The sequence below is a fragment of the Chryseobacterium lathyri genome (genome assembly GCF_019970085.1).
GTDB classification, from domain to species: Bacteria; Bacteroidota; Bacteroidia; order Flavobacteriales; family Weeksellaceae; genus Chryseobacterium; species Chryseobacterium lathyri.
On the sequence record NZ_JAHXYG010000002.1, the window covers coordinates 821,861 to 843,646 of the forward strand.

At 38.6% G+C, this 21,786-nt stretch carries 19 protein-coding genes; 14 read left to right on the forward strand and 5 right to left on the reverse strand.

Annotated features, from left to right (window positions below):
* Positions 1-51: 51 nt before the first annotated feature.
* The 4 genes from LC418_RS09050 to LC418_RS09065 all read right to left on the reverse strand — a co-directional run bounded on the left by LC418_RS09050 (position 52) and on the right by LC418_RS09065 (position 4,041).
* Positions 52-279 carry a DUF6814 family protein gene (locus LC418_RS09050; protein WP_111957580.1) on the reverse strand — a complete coding sequence of 76 codons (228 nt, stop codon included), beginning with the start codon at positions 277-279 and terminating at the stop codon, positions 52-54.
* A 44-nt stretch (positions 280-323) separates the two neighbouring features.
* A complete protein-coding gene (locus LC418_RS09055) occupies positions 324-1,904 on the reverse strand; it encodes an MFS transporter (protein WP_223558824.1) in 1,581 nt (526 codons plus the stop codon).
* 50 nt (positions 1,905-1,954) lie between these two features.
* Complete coding sequence (locus LC418_RS09060; RefSeq protein ID WP_223558825.1) at positions 1,955-3,334, reverse strand: porin; 1,380 nt, start codon at positions 3,332-3,334, stop codon at positions 1,955-1,957.
* A 290-nt stretch (positions 3,335-3,624) separates the two neighbouring features.
* Entirely contained in the window at positions 3,625-4,041 is a 417-nt protein-coding gene (locus tag LC418_RS09065) for an IS1/IS1595 family N-terminal zinc-binding domain-containing protein (RefSeq protein WP_111957574.1), read from the reverse strand.
* A 160-nt stretch (positions 4,042-4,201) separates the two neighbouring features.
* Between LC418_RS09065 and LC418_RS09070 the strand changes: the two genes are divergently transcribed.
* From LC418_RS09070 to argH, 8 genes are all read left to right on the forward strand, one after another.
* Complete coding sequence (locus tag LC418_RS09070) at positions 4,202-4,807, forward strand: GNAT family N-acetyltransferase (RefSeq protein WP_223558826.1); 606 nt, start codon at positions 4,202-4,204, stop codon at positions 4,805-4,807.
* Entirely contained in the window at positions 4,776-5,969 is a 1,194-nt protein-coding gene (gene argG / locus LC418_RS09075) for an argininosuccinate synthase (RefSeq protein WP_223558827.1), read from the forward strand. The genes LC418_RS09070 and argG overlap by 32 nt, the downstream gene beginning before the upstream one ends.
* A gap of 62 nt (positions 5,970-6,031) precedes the next feature.
* Positions 6,032-6,994 carry an N-acetyl-gamma-glutamyl-phosphate reductase gene (gene argC / locus LC418_RS09080; protein WP_223558828.1) on the forward strand — a complete coding sequence of 321 codons (963 nt, stop codon included), beginning with the start codon at positions 6,032-6,034 and terminating at the stop codon, positions 6,992-6,994.
* Positions 6,995-7,264: 270 nt separating this feature from the next.
* The gene (locus LC418_RS09085; RefSeq protein WP_223558829.1) at positions 7,265-8,404 is read left to right on the forward strand and encodes an aspartate aminotransferase family protein; all 1,140 of its coding nucleotides are present in this window, start codon (positions 7,265-7,267) and stop codon (positions 8,402-8,404) included.
* A gap of 48 nt (positions 8,405-8,452) precedes the next feature.
* A complete protein-coding gene (locus LC418_RS09090; protein WP_223558830.1) occupies positions 8,453-9,412 on the forward strand; it encodes a Rossmann-fold NAD(P)-binding domain-containing protein in 960 nt (319 codons plus the stop codon).
* 64 nt (positions 9,413-9,476) lie between these two features.
* Complete coding sequence (gene argB / locus LC418_RS09095; RefSeq protein WP_223558831.1) at positions 9,477-10,271, forward strand: acetylglutamate kinase; 795 nt, start codon at positions 9,477-9,479, stop codon at positions 10,269-10,271.
* Complete coding sequence (locus LC418_RS09100; RefSeq protein WP_223558832.1) at positions 10,246-11,328, forward strand: M20 family metallo-hydrolase; 1,083 nt, start codon at positions 10,246-10,248, stop codon at positions 11,326-11,328. Before argB ends, LC418_RS09100 begins: the two co-directional genes overlap by 26 nt.
* Positions 11,329-11,604: 276 nt before the next feature.
* On the forward strand, positions 11,605-12,909 hold the full coding sequence (gene argH, locus LC418_RS09105) for an argininosuccinate lyase (RefSeq protein WP_223558833.1): 1,305 nt from the start codon (positions 11,605-11,607) through the stop codon (positions 12,907-12,909).
* Between the two features lie 162 nt (positions 12,910-13,071).
* Here the strand turns inward: argH and LC418_RS09110 are convergent, their stop codons facing one another.
* The gene (locus LC418_RS09110) at positions 13,072-13,533 is read right to left on the reverse strand and encodes an Lrp/AsnC family transcriptional regulator (protein WP_111957554.1); all 462 of its coding nucleotides are present in this window, start codon (positions 13,531-13,533) and stop codon (positions 13,072-13,074) included.
* Positions 13,534-13,774: 241 nt separating this feature from the next.
* Between LC418_RS09110 and LC418_RS09115 the strand changes: the two genes are divergently transcribed.
* The 6 genes from LC418_RS09115 to LC418_RS09140 all read left to right on the forward strand — a co-directional run bounded on the left by LC418_RS09115 (position 13,775) and on the right by LC418_RS09140 (position 21,785).
* On the forward strand, positions 13,775-14,665 hold the full coding sequence (locus LC418_RS09115) for an aspartate carbamoyltransferase catalytic subunit (RefSeq protein ID WP_223558834.1): 891 nt from the start codon (positions 13,775-13,777) through the stop codon (positions 14,663-14,665).
* Between the two features lie 106 nt (positions 14,666-14,771).
* The gene (locus tag LC418_RS09120) at positions 14,772-15,845 is read left to right on the forward strand and encodes a carbamoyl phosphate synthase small subunit (RefSeq protein ID WP_111957550.1); all 1,074 of its coding nucleotides are present in this window, start codon (positions 14,772-14,774) and stop codon (positions 15,843-15,845) included.
* Between the two features lie 58 nt (positions 15,846-15,903).
* Entirely contained in the window at positions 15,904-16,254 is a 351-nt protein-coding gene (locus tag LC418_RS09125; RefSeq protein ID WP_223558835.1) for a four helix bundle protein, read from the forward strand.
* A 56-nt stretch (positions 16,255-16,310) separates the two neighbouring features.
* On the forward strand, positions 16,311-19,493 hold the full coding sequence (carB, locus tag LC418_RS09130; protein WP_111957546.1) for a carbamoyl-phosphate synthase large subunit: 3,183 nt from the start codon (positions 16,311-16,313) through the stop codon (positions 19,491-19,493).
* Positions 19,494-19,664: 171 nt separating this feature from the next.
* Positions 19,665-20,834: a serine hydrolase domain-containing protein gene (locus LC418_RS09135; RefSeq protein ID WP_223558836.1), complete on the forward strand. Its 1,170-nt coding sequence runs from the start codon at positions 19,665-19,667 to the stop codon at positions 20,832-20,834.
* Between the two features lie 180 nt (positions 20,835-21,014).
* Positions 21,015-21,785 (forward strand): isocitrate lyase/PEP mutase family protein, encoded by a 771-nt coding sequence (locus LC418_RS09140; protein ID WP_223558837.1) that lies wholly within the window; start codon positions 21,015-21,017, stop codon positions 21,783-21,785.
* Position 21,786: the final 1 nt, after the last annotated feature.

The following is a 21,786-nucleotide window of genomic DNA, read 5'->3' on the forward strand; positions in this document are numbered from 1 at the left end:
AGATAATTGATGAGTGCGGGTACTCATCAATTATCATTAATCGTTTATAAATTAAATTTTATCGTCTGAATATTCTCCTATCAGCGAATAGTACCCGAAAATAGCCATTCCACCGGAAACAATCGGCACCAGTATAAAAAGTATAATGATACCGAAAACAAGATCTTCCTGTTTTCCTGAAGTTATTTTAGGGATTCCCATCACGGTGATTCCGAAGTACGCAACAACCAGTGCAACCAGAATCCATACAATGCCTAATATTTTTTTTAATCCGTTCATTTTAGTAGATTTAAAATTAATAAATTTCTGAATGATTATCTCTATTAATCGTGGATATTGTTGTTCTTATTTTTAAGATAAATCAATCCGATGACTAAACAGACTGCAGCAACTCCAATCGGGTACCAAAGTCCTTCCAGGTACCATGTTGCATGCCCTGCATCCTTTCCCTGGGTGACCAGGTAGGTTGCCACAGCCGGAAGAAGCCCTCCGAATACTCCATTACCAATGTGATACGGTAGAGACATCGAGGTATAGCGGATTCTTACCGGGAACATTTCAACAAGGAATGCTGCGATCGGACCATAAACCATCGTCACAAAAATCACCTGAATGAAAACCAGGAATACCAGATACCATCTTGTATCATTGCTTAGTGTAATCGATTTGGTAATCTTCGGCTCTTCCGCTTTTCCGTCTTTCATGACAGGACCGGCTGCAGACCAGTGTACAGTGCTGTCTTTTTTAATGAAAGTTCCGTCTGTAAACGTAGTTTCTTTGTGAAATGTAATTAGACTGTCCGATGCAATATCTTTATGGATTGCAGCACTTCTTGTCTCTTTGATTCCATTGCTGGCAACGGTTTTAGCTTCGATATTTACGCTTTTATACATGCTGTCGTAAATAGGCCTGTAGGCTAAAATCGCCACCAGCATACCTGCCATCATAATCGCTTTTCGTCCGATTTTATCCGAAAGCCAGCCGAAGAACACGAAGAACGGTGTTCCCATTAACAATGCTGTAGCCATCATATAATCGACCTGCATCGAGTCTATATTCATCACTTTTTGTAGGAAACTCATCGCATAGAACTGTCCGGTATACCAGATAACACCCTGTCCCATCGCAGCACCGAACAGTGCCAGTAAAACAAATTTGAAATTGAATTTATTCCCGAAACTTTCTTTCAACGGGTTTTTAGATGTTTTTCCTTCACTTTTAGCCTTTGCGAAAAGCGGAGATTCTTTCATGTTTTTTCTGATGAAGTAAGATACTCCCACCATTAAAATTGAAATCCAGAACGGAACTCTCCATCCCCAGGAATCAAATTCTGCTGCAGATAGCGAGTTTTTAGTAATTAAGATGACAATTAATGAAATAAAAAGTCCTGCAGTGGCTGTAGTCTGAATCCACGAAGTCCAGTAGCCTCTTCTGTGTGGCTGTGCATATTCTGCAACATAGGTCGCAGCACCTCCGTATTCTCCTCCCAATGCCAAACCCTGTAAAAGCCTTAAAATTAAAACTAAAACCGGTGCCAGGAATCCAATTGTTTCGTATCCGGGAATACACCCGATCAGGAAAGTGGAGAATCCCATGATCAGCAAGGTGACAAGGAATGTATATTTTCTTCCGATAATGTCGCCTAATCTCCCGAAGAACAAAGCTCCGAAAGGACGTACTACAAATCCGGCTGCAAAAGTCGCCAGCGTAGATAAAAATGCTGCGGTAGGATTGTCGGCTGGGAAGAATTTGGTCGCTAAAACGATAGCTAAACTTCCAAAAATATAAAAGTCATACCATTCTATCAGAGTGCCGAGTGATGAGGCGGTGATCACACTCCAGATGGTGCGGTTCTTCTGCCGGTCGGTCATATTCTCGTAGTTTTCGTGGTGATTTTCGCTCATGTTGATTGATTTTGATGTTAATGGATTAAGATATTGAGTTCATCCTGTGTTTAAAGATAAATTTGAAACTGTACAATGAATTCGCCTTTTGAGGAAGGGCTTTCCGTAGGACTGGTGTAAACCGGTCTTGTGGAATATTGCGTAGTGATTTTTGCGTGATGTCCGTCTATGAACCAGTTGGCACCCACATCAAACTGCGAAGATGATTTGTCGAATGCTTCAAAGTTTTTGTGTGTATACGCTGCGAAAGGCTGTATTCTGATCTTTGGTTTTTCTGTTTGGTTGGGTAGAAGTAAGCCTGCCTGAGCATACACTACATTTCCCGTTCCGATCATAGGTTGTAAATTTCCAGGCCCTGCAATAGCTCTGTTTCCTGCAAAATTAGGATCATTGGCGGCAATATTCATGGTTCCCAGATTTCTGATGTAGTTGGGACCGAAATTGTAGTTATAATATCCGGCATAGGCAGAAACAGCCATTTTGTGTTTCGCATTTCCCAAAGGAATGTCTGCAAATGCATCCACTGCTAAAAGCGTGATATCATGTTTTTCAATATTGGAATTGATAGAAGTCCTGGTCCCGTCAGCCTGATGATAAAAACCTGCGCCTATATTGAATACTTTTTTTGTCCCCAAATAGGAGCCTACTTTGAAGGGGAGCGTATTGGATTCTTCATCCAGAAATTGGTATTCAACATAACCTGCTTTTGAAAAGCTAGGATTTCCATTATTGTCAACGGCTGCAGCTCTTGAAGGATCTGTAACATTTACAGGAACCAGATCTGTTGCAAAAGGTTTGTTTAAACTGAAGCGGTATTCCAGTTTACCATATTTTCCTTTGGCGAACATTCCGAGCTGTCTTGCAAATTGATCAGAGTTATCAATCAACGGCCATGAGAAAATAGGAGAGTCTACAGTAAGAAAATTCAGAGTTGAAGCCATGGTCATACGGGAAAGTCCCATATAGTAATGAAGCCCAGCTCCTAAAGATAAACTGAATTTTCCGGCTTCTCCAGGTAAAATAACTGCATATTCATTCCATGCATCATGAAAAAACAGCTGTGGTTTCTTTCCATTTCCATAACCTCCTGTTCCAGTGGTGCCTGTAGCTCCTCCGTTGATGAAGGTTTGGTTATTGATCCCGAAATGGGCCAGGATCATATATCTTTTGGAGATTTGTGCGTATACTAATGCACGTAATCTTCTGTTTCCTAGGCTCCAGGAGTTGTCGGTGGCTTCTCCTGCTACCATACTTCCGGGGTTCATTTGAGTATTTCTGAGCCAGAACTGGTCCCATAAAATAAATCGGATGTACTTATCTCCTTCCGGATTGAGGTTTAATTTTAATCCGCCTCCGTAATCAGGAGAACCCTGTGAATATAAAGAACTGCTTATTAAGGCTAATCCAATAAATGAAAGTAATTTCTTCATAAATTATCAATTTTTGGCGTTGTTTTTTGTGAAAGCCAAATTGTAATTAATAATTTATTTACAAAAATTTAATATATATTAGTGGTAATAGTATAGTTTTTCTGTAATGATCTGGTTTTTAGATGTGAGTTACGAGTTACGGGGTTGGAGAGTTCGAGTGTTGGGGATAAATGAGTCTGAAGAGGGTTTTTAGTTAAATGATGATTAGTGAGAGTGTATATCTGGTGGCTGAAGCTCCCGAAGCTGATGTCTTGCATCTTGATTCTTGGCTCTTGAATCTTGAATCTTCTCTACTTCTTAAACCTCTCCCATTTAATCAGCATGTACTTATCTGCAAACTGAGTAATGATAAGCCCGGAGTTTTTGATGTTGTCTTCCTTGGCAATATATTCTATCAATTCATTTTGTTTTAATATTTTATAAACGGGATGGAATTCAGAATGGGGTGGTCTTGTGATATTGTATTTTTTGATCCAGGAGCTGATCGTAACGTGGGAAACCCCGATAATCCTTTCTATTTCACGGAAACTTAATCCTTCAAGATAAAGTTGTAAAGCCTTGGTTACGTAATAGTCATCGATCTGTTTCCCTATTTTTTTGACCGTAAAGTAATATTTGCAGTCTTTACAGAGAAAACGTTGTTTCTCGTTGATGATTCCGCTTTTTACAATTGTGCTTCCACTGCATTTAGGACATTTATTTTCCATAGCTATATGTTTTTAGCAAATATATAATAATTTAGCAATATTATAACTTCCAATAAAGATAAAATTACCTGTATATTCTATTAAAACAAAAAAAATATCTTTTTAATTTGGTTTTTAAAGTTATTATGCTTTAAATTTGCCAAAAAATTCAGATAAATAAATGGAAATAGAAATTTCCTCATGCGAACATCTAATGTATGTGAGTGAAATACAGCAGGAAATGTATGATTCTGCACAGCGTAGAGGAACGGGCATCGCAAAACGTTCCATCGAATATTTAACGAAAAAGATTTCAGAAGGCAATGCTGTGGTTGCTACTGAAAACGGCAAATGGGTGGGGTTCTGTTACATTGAGACCTGGTCGCACGGTCAGTTTGTAGCAAACTCAGGACTTATTGTATCTCCGAACTACAGGAACAGGGGAGTCGCCACTTTGATCAAGAATAAAGTTTTCCAGTTATCTAGAGAAAAATATCCCAATGCAAAAGTATTTGGGTTGACCACAGGACTTGCGGTCATGAAGATCAATAGCGATCTTGGTTATAAGCCAGTAATTTATTCTGAACTCACTCAGGATGAAGAATTCTGGAACGGTTGCAAGAACTGTGTGAACTATGAAATTTTAATGAAAAAGGAACGTAAAAACTGTCTGTGTACAGCGATGCTTTTCGTTCCTGAAAATAATAATAAAGTAAACGGGACTGAAATTCAGCAGTCCGAAATTGATGAGTACAATGGAGAAAAAGAAAGTCGTCTTAGCGTTTAGCGGAGGTTTGGATACCTCTTACTGTGCAAAATATCTTAGTGAAACACTGGGATATGAAGTGTATGCAGTGACTGTAAATACCGGAGGTTTTTCTAAAGAAGAAGAAAAAGAACTGGAGAAAAAAGCCTTCAATCTGGGGGTGAAAGAATACAGGTGCGTTGACGCTCAGGAAGATTATTATAATTCTTGCGTAAAGTATCTGATCTTCGGGAATGTGCTGAAAAATAACACTTATCCATTATCTGTAAGCGCTGAACGTACGGTTCAGGCGCAGGAAATTGCAAAATATGCTATTGAAATCGGTGCAGACGCCATTGCTCATGGGAGTACCGGAGCTGGTAATGATCAGGTTCGTTTTGATCTGATTTTCCAGGTGATGTGCCCTGAAAAGGAAATCATTACACCGATCCGGGATATGAGCCTGTCCCGCGAAGAAGAAATTGAATTCCTGAAAAATTATGGGTATGAAATGGAGTTCCATAAAGCACAGTATTCTGTGAATAAAGGATTGTGGGGAACATCAGTTGGAGGAAAAGAAACGTTAACATCGAGAAATTCTCTTCCGGAAGAAGCTTTCCCATCGCAAATTAAAGAAACTCAGCCGTCAGAACTGGAAATTGAATTTAAAAACGGTGAGGTTGTAGCGGTAAACGGAGAACATTTTGAACATTCCGTGAAAGCAATTCAAAAAATTGAAGAACTGGCTTCCGCTTATGGAATCGGTCGTGATATTCATGTTGGAGATACTATTGTTGGAATTAAAGGAAGAGTAGGATTTGAGGCAGCAGCGGCATCAGTGATCATCAAAGCGCATCATTTATTGGAAAAACATACGCTTTCAAAATACCAGCAGATGATGAAGTCCCAACTTTCCGACTGGTATGGAAACTGGCTTCACGAAGCATTATTCCTGGATCCTGTGATGAGAAATATTGAATCTTTCCTAACGGATTCTCAGGAAACGGTCAGCGGAAAAGTATTTGTAACCCTTTATCCATACAGGTTTGTTTTGAATGGAATTGAATCTGCTCACGATCTAATGTCTGATAAATTCGGAAGCTATGGTGAAGCCAACAGAGCCTGGACGGGAGAAGATGTAAAAGGATATACAAAAATTGTAAGCAATTCTTTAAACATATACCACCAGATCAATTCAAAATAAAGAGTTTTAAAAGAGGGATTTAACCAATGATAGGATGAACTCCTGTCGATCAAAAAAATCATATGAAAAAAGTAGGAATTGTAGGCGCCAACGGCTACACAGGAAGTGAATTGGTCCGTGTGCTGGCGTTTCATCCCAATGTGACATTGAGTTTTTTATATAGCCGTTCCAATTCGGGAACAAAGATTTCAGATTTGTACCCGGATTTAGCGGCAGTTTGTGAGCAGGTTTTAACGGACAGGCCGCAAGATGTGGATATTTTATTCCTATGCCTTCCTCATAAGGAAAGTCAGAACTGGTTGAGCCAGAATCCTGTTAAAGATGAAACTTTAGTCATTGATTTAGGGAACGATTTCCGTCTGGATGGAAGCTTTGGAAACAGAAATTTTATCTACGGACTTCCTGAAATCAATAAAAAAAATCTGGCAGGAGCAAAAAGCATTGCCAACCCGGGATGTTTTGCAACAGCTATTCAATTGGCTCTTCTTCCATTAGCAGAAGAAGGTTTGCTGGATGAGGTTTATACAACAGGAATTACAGGTTCAACAGGTGCGGGACAATCTTTACAGGCAACGACTCATTTTACGTGGAGGAACGATAATATTTCAGCTTACAAAACATTGACGCATCAGCATGTGGATGAGGTTTTAAAGCAGTTGGTTTCATTCAACCATAAAGCTGTCAGTCTGAATTTTGTTCCATGGAGAGGAGATTTTGCAAGAGGAATTTTTACAAGCTCTACAGTGAAAACAGAATTAGTACTTTCAGATATCATTCAGTTGTATCAGGATTTTTATGAAGAGGAGCCTTTTGTGAAGGTAAGTGAAAATGCAATTGATTTAAAGCAGGTTGTCAACACCAATCGCTGTGTGATTCATATAGAAAAGAGTGGAAATGTAGCAGTCATTCACTCAGCGATTGACAATTTGTTAAAAGGTGCCTCCGGACAGGCCATACAAAATATGAATATAGCGATGGGTTGGGAAGAAAACCTGGGATTGAACTTAAAGCCGATAGCATTTTAAAAAAGTGAATGGTCAATAAGTCAATTGTGAATTGAAAAACCGAAATATTCGACTTAGGAAAATGGAGCGTTAAGAAAATTTTTTCTATGAACGTTAAGAAAATTCTACTGTTTGAAGCGCGAGATAAATATTAAGTCGAATAACAGATGCCGAATTCGCGCAAGTTTTAGAATTTTTAGAGAATAGAAATAATTTTTAGCGGAAGTTTTCAGGTCTTGAACTTTTGTTTCTTTTGTTTCAAGACAAAAGAAATTAATTAAAACAAAAAAAATGAATTTATTCAACGTATATCCATTATTCAACATAAACCCTGTAAAAGCCCAGGGATCTTTCCTTTGGGATGATAAAGGAGAAAAATATCTCGATTTTTATGGCGGTCACGCAGTGATTTCCATCGGACACAATCATCCGCATTATCAAACTCAATTGAAAGAGCAGCTGGAGAAAATATCTTTCTATTCAAATTCGGTTCAGAATGAATTACAGACTGAACTGGCTGATAAATTGGGCAAGCTTTCAGGCTATGAAGATTACAATCTTTTTCTGTGTAATTCAGGAGCTGAAGCTAATGAAAATGCATTAAAACTGGCATCTTTCCATAATGGGAAAAGTAAAGTGCTTTATTTCTCAGGATCCTTCCATGGAAGAACTTCTGCGGCGGTTTCTGTGACAGATAATCCAAAAATTGTTGCTCCGGTTAATTTTTCTGAAAGATTTATCAAATCTGAATGGAATGATATCGAACAGCTTGAAGAGATCTTTGAAACTCAGGGAAGTGAAATTTCATCCGTCATTATTGAAGGAATTCAGGGCGTAGGTGGAATTATGATCCCAACAGCAGAATTCTTATCCAAAATTAAAGAACTGTGCGAAAAATATGATGCAGCTTTGATTCTTGATGAAGTTCAGTCAGGGTACGGAAGAAGCGGATATTTCTTTGCCCATCAGGAATTTGGGATCGAACCGGATATGATCACGACAGCAAAAGGAATGGGAAATGGTTTCCCGATCGGAGGTGTTTTGATTCATCCGAAGTTTGAGGCAAGTAACGGTTTATTGGGAACCACTTTCGGAGGGAATCACTTAGCCTGTGCTGCTGCAATTGCGGTTCTGGATGTGATGAAGGAGGAAGATCTTATGGTCAATGCTCAGCAAATGGGTGATTATATTGAAAACGAAATTAAAGGCCTTCCCCATATTAAATCCATCCGAAGGAAAGGTTTAATGATTGGAGTAGAGTTGGATCAGGACTGTTCCGAAGTGAGGAAAAGTCTATTATACGATCATCACATTTTTACAGGAAATTCCAATGACAAAAGTGTCTTAAGGATCCTTCCGGCTCTCAATATTGGCAAAGAGGAAACAGATCTTTTTGTCGGTGCTTTAAAAGTAGTTTTAGATAAGGTTTAAACCACAAATGGGGTTAAGATTATCACAATTAATTAAAAAAATCATCAAATGAAAAAATTCACCTCTGTAAGCGATGTAGAAAACTTACAGGAAATCATAAAAAAAGCTTTACAAATTAAAGAAAACCCTCATTCCGAAACAGAAAAAGGAAAGGGAAAAACAATAGGCCTGGTATTTTTGAATTCGAGTTTAAGAACACGTTTAAGCAGCCAGATTGCCGCTCAAAATTTAGGTTTAAATGTCCTGACTTTAAATGCAGCTCAGGAAGCCTGGAATCTGGAGTTTGCAGACGGAGCCGTAATGAACGGTGACACCGTTGAACATATCAAAGATGCAATAGAAGTATTAAACCAATATTGTGATATCATTGCAGTACGTTGTTTTGCGGGAATGAAGTCTAAGGAAGATGATGTTAATGAAAGTATCCTGAGTCAGTTTGAGCAGCACGCTAAAGTGCCTGTGATTTCTCTGGAATCGGCAACGCGACACCCGCTTCAAAGTTTGGCAGACTGTATTACCATCACAGAAAACTGGAAGGAAGACCGTAAACCGAAAGTGGTTTTGACATGGGCACCGCACATCAAACCCATTGCCCAGGCTGTTGGAAACTCTTTTGCAGAATGGATGCAGGAAATGGATGTTGATTTTGTGATCGCTAATCCCGAAGGGTATGATCTCGATAAGAAATTTACAAAAGATATTAAAGTGATCCATAGCCAGGATGAAGCTTTAAAAGATGCAGATTTTATCTATGTCAAAAACTGGTCTTCTTTCGATGACTATGCAGCTATGCCGGAAGTGAAAGACAGCTGGATGCTGACCGGAGAAAAGCTGGAAAATACGAATCATGCAAAAGTAATGCACTGTCTCCCTGTCCGTCGTAATGTAGAACTAAGTGATGAAGTAATGGACGGAGAAAACTCAATTATCTATCAGCAGGCCAAAAACAGAATTTTCTCTGCGCAAGCGGTTTTTTCAGAAATTTTGGATGAATTGAATTCTAAATAATGGAAATCAATCCTTGTCAAGGACAAGGATTAGAAAAAGAGCAAGAATTTCAAAAACGTTGACAATGAAAGAAAAATTATACATCATAAAAATAGGTGGTGCTCTGATTGACGATCCAGAGTTGCTTGACCAATTTTTAGAGCAGTTTTCTGAAATTAAGGAAAAGAAAATTTTGGTTCATGGAGGCGGAAAATTAGCAACCACTTTAGCAGATAAATTGGGCGTTGAACAAAAAATGATCAACGGACGAAGAATTACGGATAAAGATACGCTGGATATTGTGGCGATGGTGTATGCAGGAGGAATCAATAAAAATATTGTGGCAAAACTTCAGCAGAAAAAATGCAGGGCAATAGGTTTTTCCGGAGCTGATGCGAATTTGATTAAAGCCAAAAAAAGAGAATATGCAGAAATAGATTTCGGATTTGTAGGCGATATTGAGAAGAAAAGTGTGAACAGGAAATTGATTTCAAAATTAATTAAACTACAACTTGTCCCTGTTTTTTCAGCGATTACCCATGACAAAAAAGGAAATCTTTTTAATACCAATGCAGATACGATTGCTTCGGTCATTGCCCAGGCTTTATCTTCAAAATATGATGTGGAATTATTATATTGTTTTGATAAAGAAGGAGTTTTAGAAAATGTTGAAGATCCTGGATCCGTTATAAAAAGGGTATCCGCAGAAGAGTTTTCTGCTTTAAAAGAAGCGGGAAAACTTCATAAAGGAATTTTACCCAAACTTGAAAATGCTCTCGGAGCTGTAAAAAATAAGGTAAACAAGGTGTTCTTAATTAAAGAAACCCAATTAAAAAACCATATACAAAACCATCATGGAGGAACTGAAATCTGTTTATAGTAAAGAAGAGCTACTGACTCAGGCAGTTGAATTGCTTAAAAAACTGATTGCAATTCCGTCATTCAGCAAAGATGAATATAATACGTCTGTGGAAATTGAAAACTTTTTTAAGAAACATCATATTCCTGCAAAACGTTTTAAAAACAACATCTGGGCAGTTAATAAAAACTTTGATGCATCCAAGCCATCTGTTTTGCTGAATACCCACCATGATACGGTAAAGCCCAATAAAGCCTACACGATGGATCCGTTTCTTCCGGTTGAGCAGGACGGAAAACTGTACGGTTTGGGAAGTAATGATGCCGGAGCTTCTCTGGTTTCCATGGCTCAGGTCTTTTTACATTTTTATGAGAAAGAAGATTTAAAATATAATTTAGTGATTGCTTTGACAGCTGAGGAGGAGATTTCAGGATTTGATGGAATTGAGGCCTTATTTCCACAGCTTCCGAACATCGAATTTGCCATTGTAGGAGAACCCACGCAGATGAATTTGGCGATCGCGGAAAAAGGACTGCTGGTGATAGACGGGGAAATGAAAGGAACTCCTTCTCATGCTGCTCATCCGAATGATGATAACTCCATTGTAAAATGTATGGAGGATCTTCACAATATTCTGAACTTCAGATTTCCGAAGATTTCCGATTATTTAGGGGAAGTTAAGGTTACATTGTCAGGCATTCACGCTGGTGTTCAGCATAATGTAGTTCCGGAAGCCTGCACTTTTACTTTGGATGTAAGGGTTACCGATGAATATTCCAATAAGGAAGCTTTTGAGATCATTCAGTCACAGATGAAATCATCATTAAAGGCCAGGTCTTTAAGGTTAAATTCCTCAAAAATTGAGATGGATCACCCTTTTGTTCAGGCAGGTCTGGAAATTGGAAGGACAACATACGGTTCACCAACATCATCTGACCAGGCCATCATTCCATGTACGTCCGTGAAAATTGGCCCTGGTGACAGCAGGCGCTCCCACACGGCAGATGAATATATCTATATAAAAGAGATTGAAGAAGGAATCGAGATCTATATAAGGATCTTAGAAAAAGTTTTATAAAAAGAGAAGTTAGAGGTTAGAAATTAGAAGTTAGATTCCGGAAAATTATGCATACACCTTAGTACTGATATCTAATTTCTACTTCTAATATCTAAAAAAAATAAATGTTTTAACCAGGCTCAGCAGGCAAAAAAGTCTAGTTTTTAATAAAGATTTATGCAAAAAAGAAAATTAAAGACGAAGGCTTTTGAATGTGGAGATGTTTTTTTATAGTTTAATAATAAGGATGCTCTGCTGGGCAGGTTGAAACGAATTGAATATTGTAAAAAGAGTATTATGAAAAAAATATGGCAGAAGGATGACCTGGCCACCAATATATTAGTCAACAAATTTACAGTCGGGAAAGATCTTGACTTTGACGAACGTTTAGCAAAATATGATGTTAAAGGTTCCATGGCGCACTGCCAGATGTTGGCAGAAACCGGAATTATCTCCGGTGAAGAATCAGAACAGATGCTTTCTGTTTTGGCAGATATTTTAAAAGATATCGAGAACGGAAACTTTGAGATCGATAAAGAAGCAGAAGATATCCATTCTCAGGTTGAAGCGATATTAATTGAAAAATTAGGCGATACCGGAAAAAAAATCCATACGGCAAGATCCAGAAATGACCAGGTTTTATTAGATATCAAACTTTATCTGCTGGATGAGATCCGCGAAATAACATCTTTGACTGATGAGTTTTTCCAGACTTTAATCAAACTGGCCGATCAACACAAAAATAAATTGCTTCCAGGCTATACCCACCTTCAGATTGCAATGCCGTCTTCGTTTGGATTATGGTTTGGAGCGTATGCCGAAGCATTGCTGGATGATGTTGAACTGTTGTTTTCGGTGAAGAATATTATCAATAAAAATCCTCTGGGTTCAGCAGCAGGATACGGTTCCTCTTTCCCGATTGATCGTGAAAGTACGACTTACAACTTAGGTTTTCAGTCTATGAACTATAATTCTGTATACGCGCAGATGACCCGCGGGAAATCCGAAAAAATGCTGTCTATGGCAATGGCTACTTTAGCAGGAACGCTTGGGAAGTTTGCTTATGATGTATGCTTATATTTAAGTCAAAACTTCGATTTTATAAGCTTTCCCAAAGAATTTACTACAGGAAGCAGCATTATGCCTCACAAAAAAAATCCGGATATTTTTGAGCTGGTTCGTGCGCGATGCAACAGAATTCAATCTTTGCCGAATGAATTGATTTTACTGACAAATAATTTACCGTCAGGTTATCACAGAGATGTACAGCTGACAAAAGAAATTCTTTTCCCGGCTATCGATTCATTGAAAGAATGCCTGGAAATCTTAAGTTACACCCTTCCGAATATTCAGGTTAAAGATGGAATTTTGGAAGATGAGAAGTACAAATACCTTTTCAGTGTTGAGAAGATTAATGAAGAGGTGAAAAAAGGAAGCTCATTCCGTGATGCTTATGTAAAAGTAGGGCAGGAGATTGAAAATAATGAATTTGAGTTTGAAGTTGGAAATCTAAATCATACCCATCAGGGAAGCATAGGAAATCTTTGTCTGGATAAAATAGAATATCAGTTCAACAAACTGAAGAATAAATTATCGGGTTAATAATTTTTATCACTTGGATTTTTAAAGTTGATTAAAAGTTTGATCAGATGCTTCGGCTCCGCTCAGCATGACCAATCTAATACTAAACGTCATTTTGTAGCGATGTCATGCTGAGCGGAGTCAAAGCATCTTTAATAGAAGGTATATTGATCTGGCAAAGAATTAGTCCAGATCAATTTTAAACTTAGTGGATTTTTTCACCTCGTGAAGGACAATAGAACTGTGGTACTGGCCAATATTTGGAATATTTGAGATCACATTCACCGCAAAGTCATTGTAAGAATTAATGTCCTTTGCAATAATCTTCAGCATGTAGTCGTATTCACCGGAAAGACTGATGATTTCCTGGACTTCATCATGTTTCATAATGTTTTTTTCAAAAGTTTCCAGTACTTTCTGAGATTGCTCTTTAAGACGGACATTGCAGTAGACGACAATGTTCAGACCCAGTTTTTCACGGTTCAAAAGACCAACATATTTCTCAATAATACCCTGCTTCTCTAATTGTTTGATACGTTCATAAGTTGGAGTAAACGTAAGACCGATCCTTTCTGAAATTTCTTTCACAGATAAAGTAGAGTCTTCCTGAATAATACTGAGAATCATTTTGTCTTTTAAATCCATAAAACAGGTTTGAGTTTTAACAAAATTATCAATTATAAATGAAAATAAGGAATGATTAAGAGGTTTTAATTTATTTTAAACTTTGGTTTTGTAGGTTCGTGAAATTTTTGTATCTTTGCACCTAATGAATAAAAGAGTATTTATATCATTAGATTTACCGGGCGAAAGCGCCCTTTACGATATTTATTATTATTAGCGAAGATGTTGTCTTCGCTTTTTTTATGCTCAAAAATTAAGAATTATGTTTACGATTACAGAACTAAGCACCGAGAGAATCAACAGTATACTGACAGAAGCACTGGCTTTTGCCAACGGGAAAACTGCAAAAATTGAAGGAGAAATTTTCTGCTCAAATCTTTTCTTTGAAGACAGTACAAGAACAAAGACAAGCTTTGATATTGCAGAACGAAAGCTGGGCCTGCAGGTAGTGCCTTTTGATGCCTCCCACAGTTCTGTAAACAAAGGGGAGAGTCTTTATGATACTGTTAAGACGATTGAAAGCCTGGGTGTAAATCTGGTAGTAATCAGAGATAAAAAAGACAGGTATTTTGAAGAGTTAAATAACATTAATATTCCGGTGATCAACGGAGGAGACGGAACAGGAAACCATCCATCCCAGTGCATGCTGGATCTGATGACGATCTTTCAGGAATTCGGAAAATTCGAAGGACTGAAAATAGGAATTGTTGGAGATGTAAAGCACAGCAGGGTAGCCAACTCCAATGCACAAGCATTAAGAAAATTAGGGGCTAAAGTATATTTCTCCGGACCGGAGGACTGGTTTGATGAAGGTGCTTTAATTAACGGAACTTACTTGCCTGTAGATCAGCTAATTTCTGAGGTAGATGTACTCATGTTATTAAGAATCCAGCATGAGAGACACGATGCAAAAATGAGTTATTCCGCTTCCGAATACCACAGGAAATATGGTTTGACGAAAGAAAGAGAAAAAGCAATGAAAGACGGTGCGATCATTATGCATCCCGCACCCATCAATAGAGGTGTTGAGATTGATACAGACCTTGTAGAATGTGAACGTTCAAGAATTTTTAAACAGATGCAGAACGGCGTATTCGCAAGAATGGCAATTTTGAAAGAAACCCTGGAAAAAGAAGGGTATACCTTTAAATAATTGTAAAAAGTATAATGTACAAAGTGGACATACACTATACAACTGACATTATATATTGTACAAAATAAATTAGACAGAATAAAAATAGAATAAAGAGATAAATAAAATGAAGAAAAAATTAATACTGGAGTCCGGTGAAGTATTTCATGGAGAAGGTTTCGGAGCAGAATTGGAAACTGCCGGAGAAGTAGTTTTCAATACCGGAATGACCGGTTATCAGGAGTTAATCTCCGATCCGTCATACTGCGGTCAGATTGTTTGCATGACCTATCCGCTTATCGGAAATTATGGTATTAACCGTGATGATTATGAAAGTATCGAGCCGGCTATTAAAGGACTTATCGTAAAAGAGCTTTGCGATCTACCCTCCAATTTCCGTACTCAGATCACTTTAGATGAATTATTTAAAAAGAAAAACCTTTCAGGAATTTCAGGAATTGACACCAGAAAACTCACCAGAATCCTTCGTAATTCAGGTGTTGTGAAGGGCAAAATCGTAAACGTTGAAGCTGATGAAAATGAAGTTGTTGCAGAATTAAAATCTACAACTTTCCCAACTAATCAGGTGGAAACTGTTTCTACAAAAACAGCTTACGCCAATCCGGGAAGAGGATTTAAAGTAGTGTTGGTGGATTTTGGCTCCAAACTAGGGATTATCAGAGAGCTGTCTCAAAGAAACTGTGACATCACTGTAGTTTCCCACGACACAACAGCAGAAGAGATCCTATTGATGGATCCGGACGGAATTATGCTTTCAAACGGTCCCGGTGATCCTGAAGACAACCCGAAGGCACTAGAAATGATCCGTGGATTATTAGGAAAAGTTCCCATCTTCGGAATCTGTTTAGGACATCAGCTGATCGGTTTGGCTTGCGGTGCAAAAACTTTTAAACTGAAGTTCGGACACAGAGGAGGAAACCACCCGGTACTGGATCTGGAAAAAAACAAAGTATCCATCACTTCTCAAAACCATGGCTATGCTGTAGATCAGGAAAGTCTTAAAGGAACAGACCTTGTTGAAACCCACATTGCACTGAATGACAGAACCAACGAAGGTCTGAAACACAAGATCCATCCTTGCTTCTCTGTTCAGTACCACCCGGAAGCAAGCCCGGGCCCAGAAGATGCGAATTATTTGTTTGATGAGTTCATTGATTTAATGGAGGGATTTAAAAAATAAGAACCAAGAATCAGGACACAAGAACCAAGACGTAAGAATTAAGATTAATAGACTACAGATGCACAATTTTGAGAAATTACTTTTCTGGCAGAAATCTATCGTACTGGCAAAAAATGTTTACATTATCTGTCAGGAAATTAGTAACGATGAAAAGTATGGTTTGATTTCTCAAATTAAAAGATCAGCAGTTTCTATTCCTTCTAATATTGCGGAAGGTTCTGGTAGAAATGGACGTAAAGAGTTTAATCATTTTCTGGCGGTTGCTCTGGGTTCAGCTTTTGAACTGCAGACACAGCTAATCTTGGTTAGGGAACTAAATCTCTTACCGGAAGAAAAAATAAATGCTTTACTAAGTGAAGTTTCTGAAATTCAGAGAATGATTTATTCATTTAAAAATAATTTAAAATAAAAGTCCGGAATCTTGGCTCTTGGCTCTAGAATCTTGACTCTACAACAAAAAGAAAAATGGCAAAACGTACAGATATAAAAACAATTTTAGTAATCGGTTCAGGACCCATCATCATCGGTCAGGCAGCTGAATTTGATTACGCAGGAACACAGGCTTGCCTGTCTTTGAGAGAAGAAGGCTACAAGGTGATTTTGATCAACTCAAACCCGGCAACCATTATGACGGATGTGGAAATCGCAGATAAAGTATATATTGAACCGATTTCCCTTCAGTTTGTAAGTCACATCATCAGAAAAGAACGTCCCGACGCTTTGCTGCCTACATTAGGAGGCCAGACAGGTCTGAATATGGCGGTAGAACTGGAAAAATCAGGAATTCTTGAGGAATGTAAGGTAGAAGTATTAGGAACTACACTTTCTGCGATCAACAGAGCGGAAGACAGAGATCTTTTCCGTGAGCTGATGAGAGAACTGAATGAGCCGGTTCCGGAATCAGACATTGTAACTACAGTAGAAGGAGCGATCCGTTTCGCTGATGAGATCGGGTATCCGGTGATTGTTCGTCCTGCCTTTACCATGGGAGGAACCGGAGGCGGTATCGCTTCTACAGAAGCCGAGTTGAAAGAAATTGCTGAATTAGGATTAAAGTACAGTCCGGTGACGCAATGTCTTATTGAAAGATCAATTGCAGGTTTCAAAGAAATTGAATACGAAGTAATGCGTGATGCCAACGACAATGCGATTGTGGTTTGTAACATGGAAAATATAGATCCGGTAGGAGTTCACACTGGGGATTCTATCGTAGTGGCGCCTTCTCAGACACTTTCTGACAGAGAGTATCAGTTATTGAGAAACGCTTCCCTAAAGATCATCAGAGCCTTAGGAATTGAAGGCGGATGTAATGTACAGCTGGCTTTAGACCCGCATTCATTCAACTACTATATCATCGAGGTGAACCCTAGAGTTTCCCGTTCATCAGCTTTGGCAAGTAAAGCGACAGGATATCCGATCGCAAAAATTGCAGCGAAGATTGCAGTCGGTTTAACACTTGACGAGATCATGAATCCTGTGACAGGAAAAACATATGCATGTTTTGAACCAGCCCTTGACTATGTGGTGACAAAATTCCCGAGATTCCCTTTCGATAAATTCGAAACAGCGGACAGAAGACTGTCTACACAGATGAAAGCGACTGGAGAAGTAATGGCCATCGGGAGAAACTTCGAGGAATCATTACAGAAAGCCGTTCGTTCCTTAGAAACAGGCTTAAGACACCTGGGATTAAAAACAAAACAGGCTGCCGCTTTAACGGACGAAGATATCGAAAGAAGAATCAGAGTTTGTGACGATGAAAGACTGTTCATTATCTGTGATGCCCTGAGAAGAGGTTACGATTGGGAACAAATTGTAGAATGGAGTAAAATTGATAAATTCTTCATATGGAAATTAAAGAAACTTGTTGATTTTGAAAAAGAAATAGCTGCTCATCAATTCGACAAAGAAATTTTAGTTCAGGCTAAAAAATTAGGTTTCTCAGATCAGAATATCGCTCATTTATGGGGATCTTCCCAGAGAGAAGTATATAATTTCAGAAAAGAAAACGGGGTGATACCGGTTTACAAAATGGTAGACACGTGTGCAGCGGAATTTGAAAGTGAAACCCCTTATTTCTACGGAACTTATGAAGAAGAAAATGAAAGTATAGTAACGGATAAGCAAAAGGTGGTCGTTCTGGGTTCAGGACCTATCAGAATCGGGCAGGGAGTTGAGTTCGACTATGCAACGGTTCATTCGGTTTGGGCGATCAAAGAGATGGGTTACGAAGCGATTATCATCAACAACAACCCGGAAACGGTTTCTACAGACTTCTCGATTTCAGATAAATTATACTTCGAACCTTTAACGGAAGAAGATGTAATGAATATCATTGATCTTGAAAAACCAATGGGAGTGGTGGTTCAGTTTGGAGGTCAGACAGCGATCAATTTAGCAGATAAACTGGCAAGTTACGGTGTGAAAATTCTGGGAACTTCACTGGAAGATTTAGACCGAGCTGAAAACAGAGATAAATTTGAAAAAGCCCTTCAGGAAATGGGAATTCCACAGCCTTTAGGAAAAACGTCAACATCAAAAGAAGAAGCCATTAAAATAGCCAGTGAGATCGGGTATCCGGTTTTGGTTCGTCCAAGTTATGTTCTGGGAGGTAGAGCAATGGAAATTGTGTACACCGAAAGCGAATTGGCCCATTATATGGAATTTGCGGTAGATGCCAGCCCGGAGCACCCGGTTTTGGTAGACCGTTACATTACCGGAAAAGAAGTGGAAGTAGATGCCATTTGCGACGGTGAAACGGTAATTATCCCTGGGATTATGGAACATATCGAAAGAGCGGGAGTTCACTCCGGAGATTCAATCGCCGTGTATCCGCCTCAGAATGTTTCACAACAGGAAATTGATACTCTGGTAGATTATACCCAGAGACTGGCCAAAGGATTGAATGTGATCGGTTTAATGAATATCCAGTATGTTCTTTTCGAAGGAAATGTATATGTGATTGAAGTGAACCCGCGTTCATCAAGAACAGTTCCTTTCTTATCTAAAATTACTGAAGTACCGATGGCTAACCTGGCAACAAAAGCTATTTTAGGTCAGAAACTGAAAGATTTAGGGTACAAAAATGGATTGGTTCCGAATAAAGAAGGAGTCTTTGTAAAAGTTCCTGTGTTCTCTTTCTCAAAGCTGACAAAAGTAGATATCTCCTTAGGACCGGAAATGAAGTCTACAGGAGAAGTAATGGGGAAAGACACCACATTGGAGAAAGCTCTTTACAAAGGACTGATCGCAGCAGGAAGAAAAGTTCCGATGCACGGTTCAATTTTATTCACAGTGGCAGACAAGCACAAGCAGGAAGCTGCGGATCTGGCGACAAGATTCCATGAAGTTGGCTTCAGAATCTGGGCAACAGAAGGAACTGCTAAATTCTTCGAAGAAAAAGGAATTCCTTGTAAAATCGGATACAAGATAGGAGAAGATGATGTGAACCTTATCGATCTGATCCAGAAAGGTAAAGTACAGTATGTAGTGAATACCATGACCAAAGGTAAACAGGTAGAAAGAGACGGATTCCAGATCAGAAGAATGAGTGTGGAAAACGGCGTTCCTTGTTTAACATCCATGGATACGGTAGAAGCCATCCTGAAAGTAATTGAAAGCATGAGTTTCAAAATGGAGACGATGTAATTTCGGATTCAAATGATATAATTTCAAACCCCGTAAGTATTCTTGCGGGGTTTTGTTTTGTGAAGATTTTAATTACCAACTGATTATGGAAATTTGTACATTGCATACATTTGGAATATCAGCGAAAATTTTAAAGACATTGAAAATTATTTTAATAGTAATACAGCCTAAATGATAAACATCAAATCTAATTTCTTATACACTATTATATGTATTGGAATCCTTTTTTCCTGCACCTCTGCAAAGCATATTGCGGCTGAGTCTAATGCTGGTGTTGCTTCTGAGAAAACAGATTCGCTCTATGCGGAAATTCAAAGACTTGGTTTGGAATATACCCAAAAAAGTAATGTTCCCGGAGTCGCTGTTGCGGTTATTAAAAACGGAAAAATTGCATGGATACAATGCATTGGATATGCTGATGTAGCAAGCAAAAAGCCAGTGACCACTCAGACCATTTTTAATGTAGGCTCTGTTTCAAAGGTAGTCGCTGCATGGGGCTTTATGCAACTGACAGAAAAAAGAATGATCCAATTGGATGATCCTGTTAACCAGTATTTAAGCCGTTGGAAATTACCTCAATCCTCATTTGATGTATCAAAAGTTACCCTCAGGCGAATCCTAAGCCATACAGCCGGACTTTCTGTACATGGATATGGAGGCTCTGAACAAGGGGCTAAACTGTTATCGCTGGAAGAGTCTTTATCAGGAAAAACAAAAAGAAACAGGGAAAGCGTAAGCGTTATCATGGAGCCCGGAACAAAATGGAAATATTCAGGTGGTGGTTATACGCTTGCACAGCTCTTACTTGAAGAAAGAACCAGAGAAAACTTTGCTGAATACATGAGAAAAAATGTTTTTAAGCCTCTGGGATTAAATCACAGTAACTACGATTGGACAGAAGAAATGAAAGCAAATTCCGCCACTGCGTATGATACATTGGGAAACCCTATAAAAAACAGAATATTTACCGAACAGGCTGCCGCAGGATTGCAGACAACAATTTTAGATTTTGCCCGTTTTGCTGAATTATCCATCACAGCTGATCCAAAAGAACTAAATAAAGTTTTAAAACCCGAAACGATACGATTGATGGAGCAGCCTGTCCAGCCCGGTTCCAGTGAAGGAGAAAGCGGCCTTGGATACCGGTTCTTCAATTTTGACAATCTTCCAACTGTCGGGCATACAGGTGAAAACGATGGTTGGTGTGCTTCTATGTTTTTGCATATGCCCACTAAAAGCGGTTTAGTTATTCTTTGCAATGGCTCTAACTGGAAAGATGATGTAAGGAATCCAATGTATAGTACCTGGGCAAAATCAATTTTAAAAAAACTCGGGAAATGATGATTTGATATGAACAATAACTGAAAAAATGTGATCTGGACTTCGATCCGGAAGGGAAAAAGACAGTATCATTTTAAACTCCGTAAGTTTTCTTACGGTTTTTTTTATGACCTAAAAATACTTGTCCGTTTTTCGGTTGCACAAAAACCGCATCTGTATTAATTTTGATAAAAAATTAAGATGACAGCAATCCAGAGATTCAGAGAACTGCATGAGCAGAATGATCCATTATTGATAGGAAACGTTTGGAATGTCCAGAGCGCTAAGGTTTATGAAAAACTGGGCTATCAGGCAGTAGCGACTTCAAGCTCGGCTGTAGCATTCAGCTTGGGATACGAAGACGGCGAAAACATAAGCTTTGATGAGTATTTTTATATTATTGAAAGAATTTTAAAGTCTGTATCAATTCCATTATCTGTTGACCTGGAAGGAGGCTATGGGAAAACGGCTGATGAGATAGTTTTAAACATTTCCAGACTGGCGAAGGCAGGTGTTGTAGGGATCAATATAGAAGATAGTGTTATTGTTGAAGGTAGCAGAAAATTATTAAGTGCAGACGATTTTTTTAATAAATTAAATGCAGTTATTCAAAAGCTAAAAGAACAAAATATTGAGATTTTCGTCAATGTCAGAATAGATCCGTTTCTGCTCGGTGTAGACAATGCAGCAGAAGAAAGTTTGCAACGGATGAAAATCATAGAAAAAGTGGGAGCGGACGGGATTTTTGTTCCTTACATTACTGAAACACAGGATATTGAACGCCTTACCGCTGCTGCAAAACTTCCGTTCAGTGTTATGGCTATGCCTGAACTTCCGGATTTTAATACCCTTAAAAAAGCAGGCGTTAAAAGAATTTCATCCGGAAATTTCTTAAATGGTTATATTTATGGGCAATTGGAAACTACATTAAAAGACATCGGTGAGACCGGGAGCTTCTCCCCAATTTTTTAAA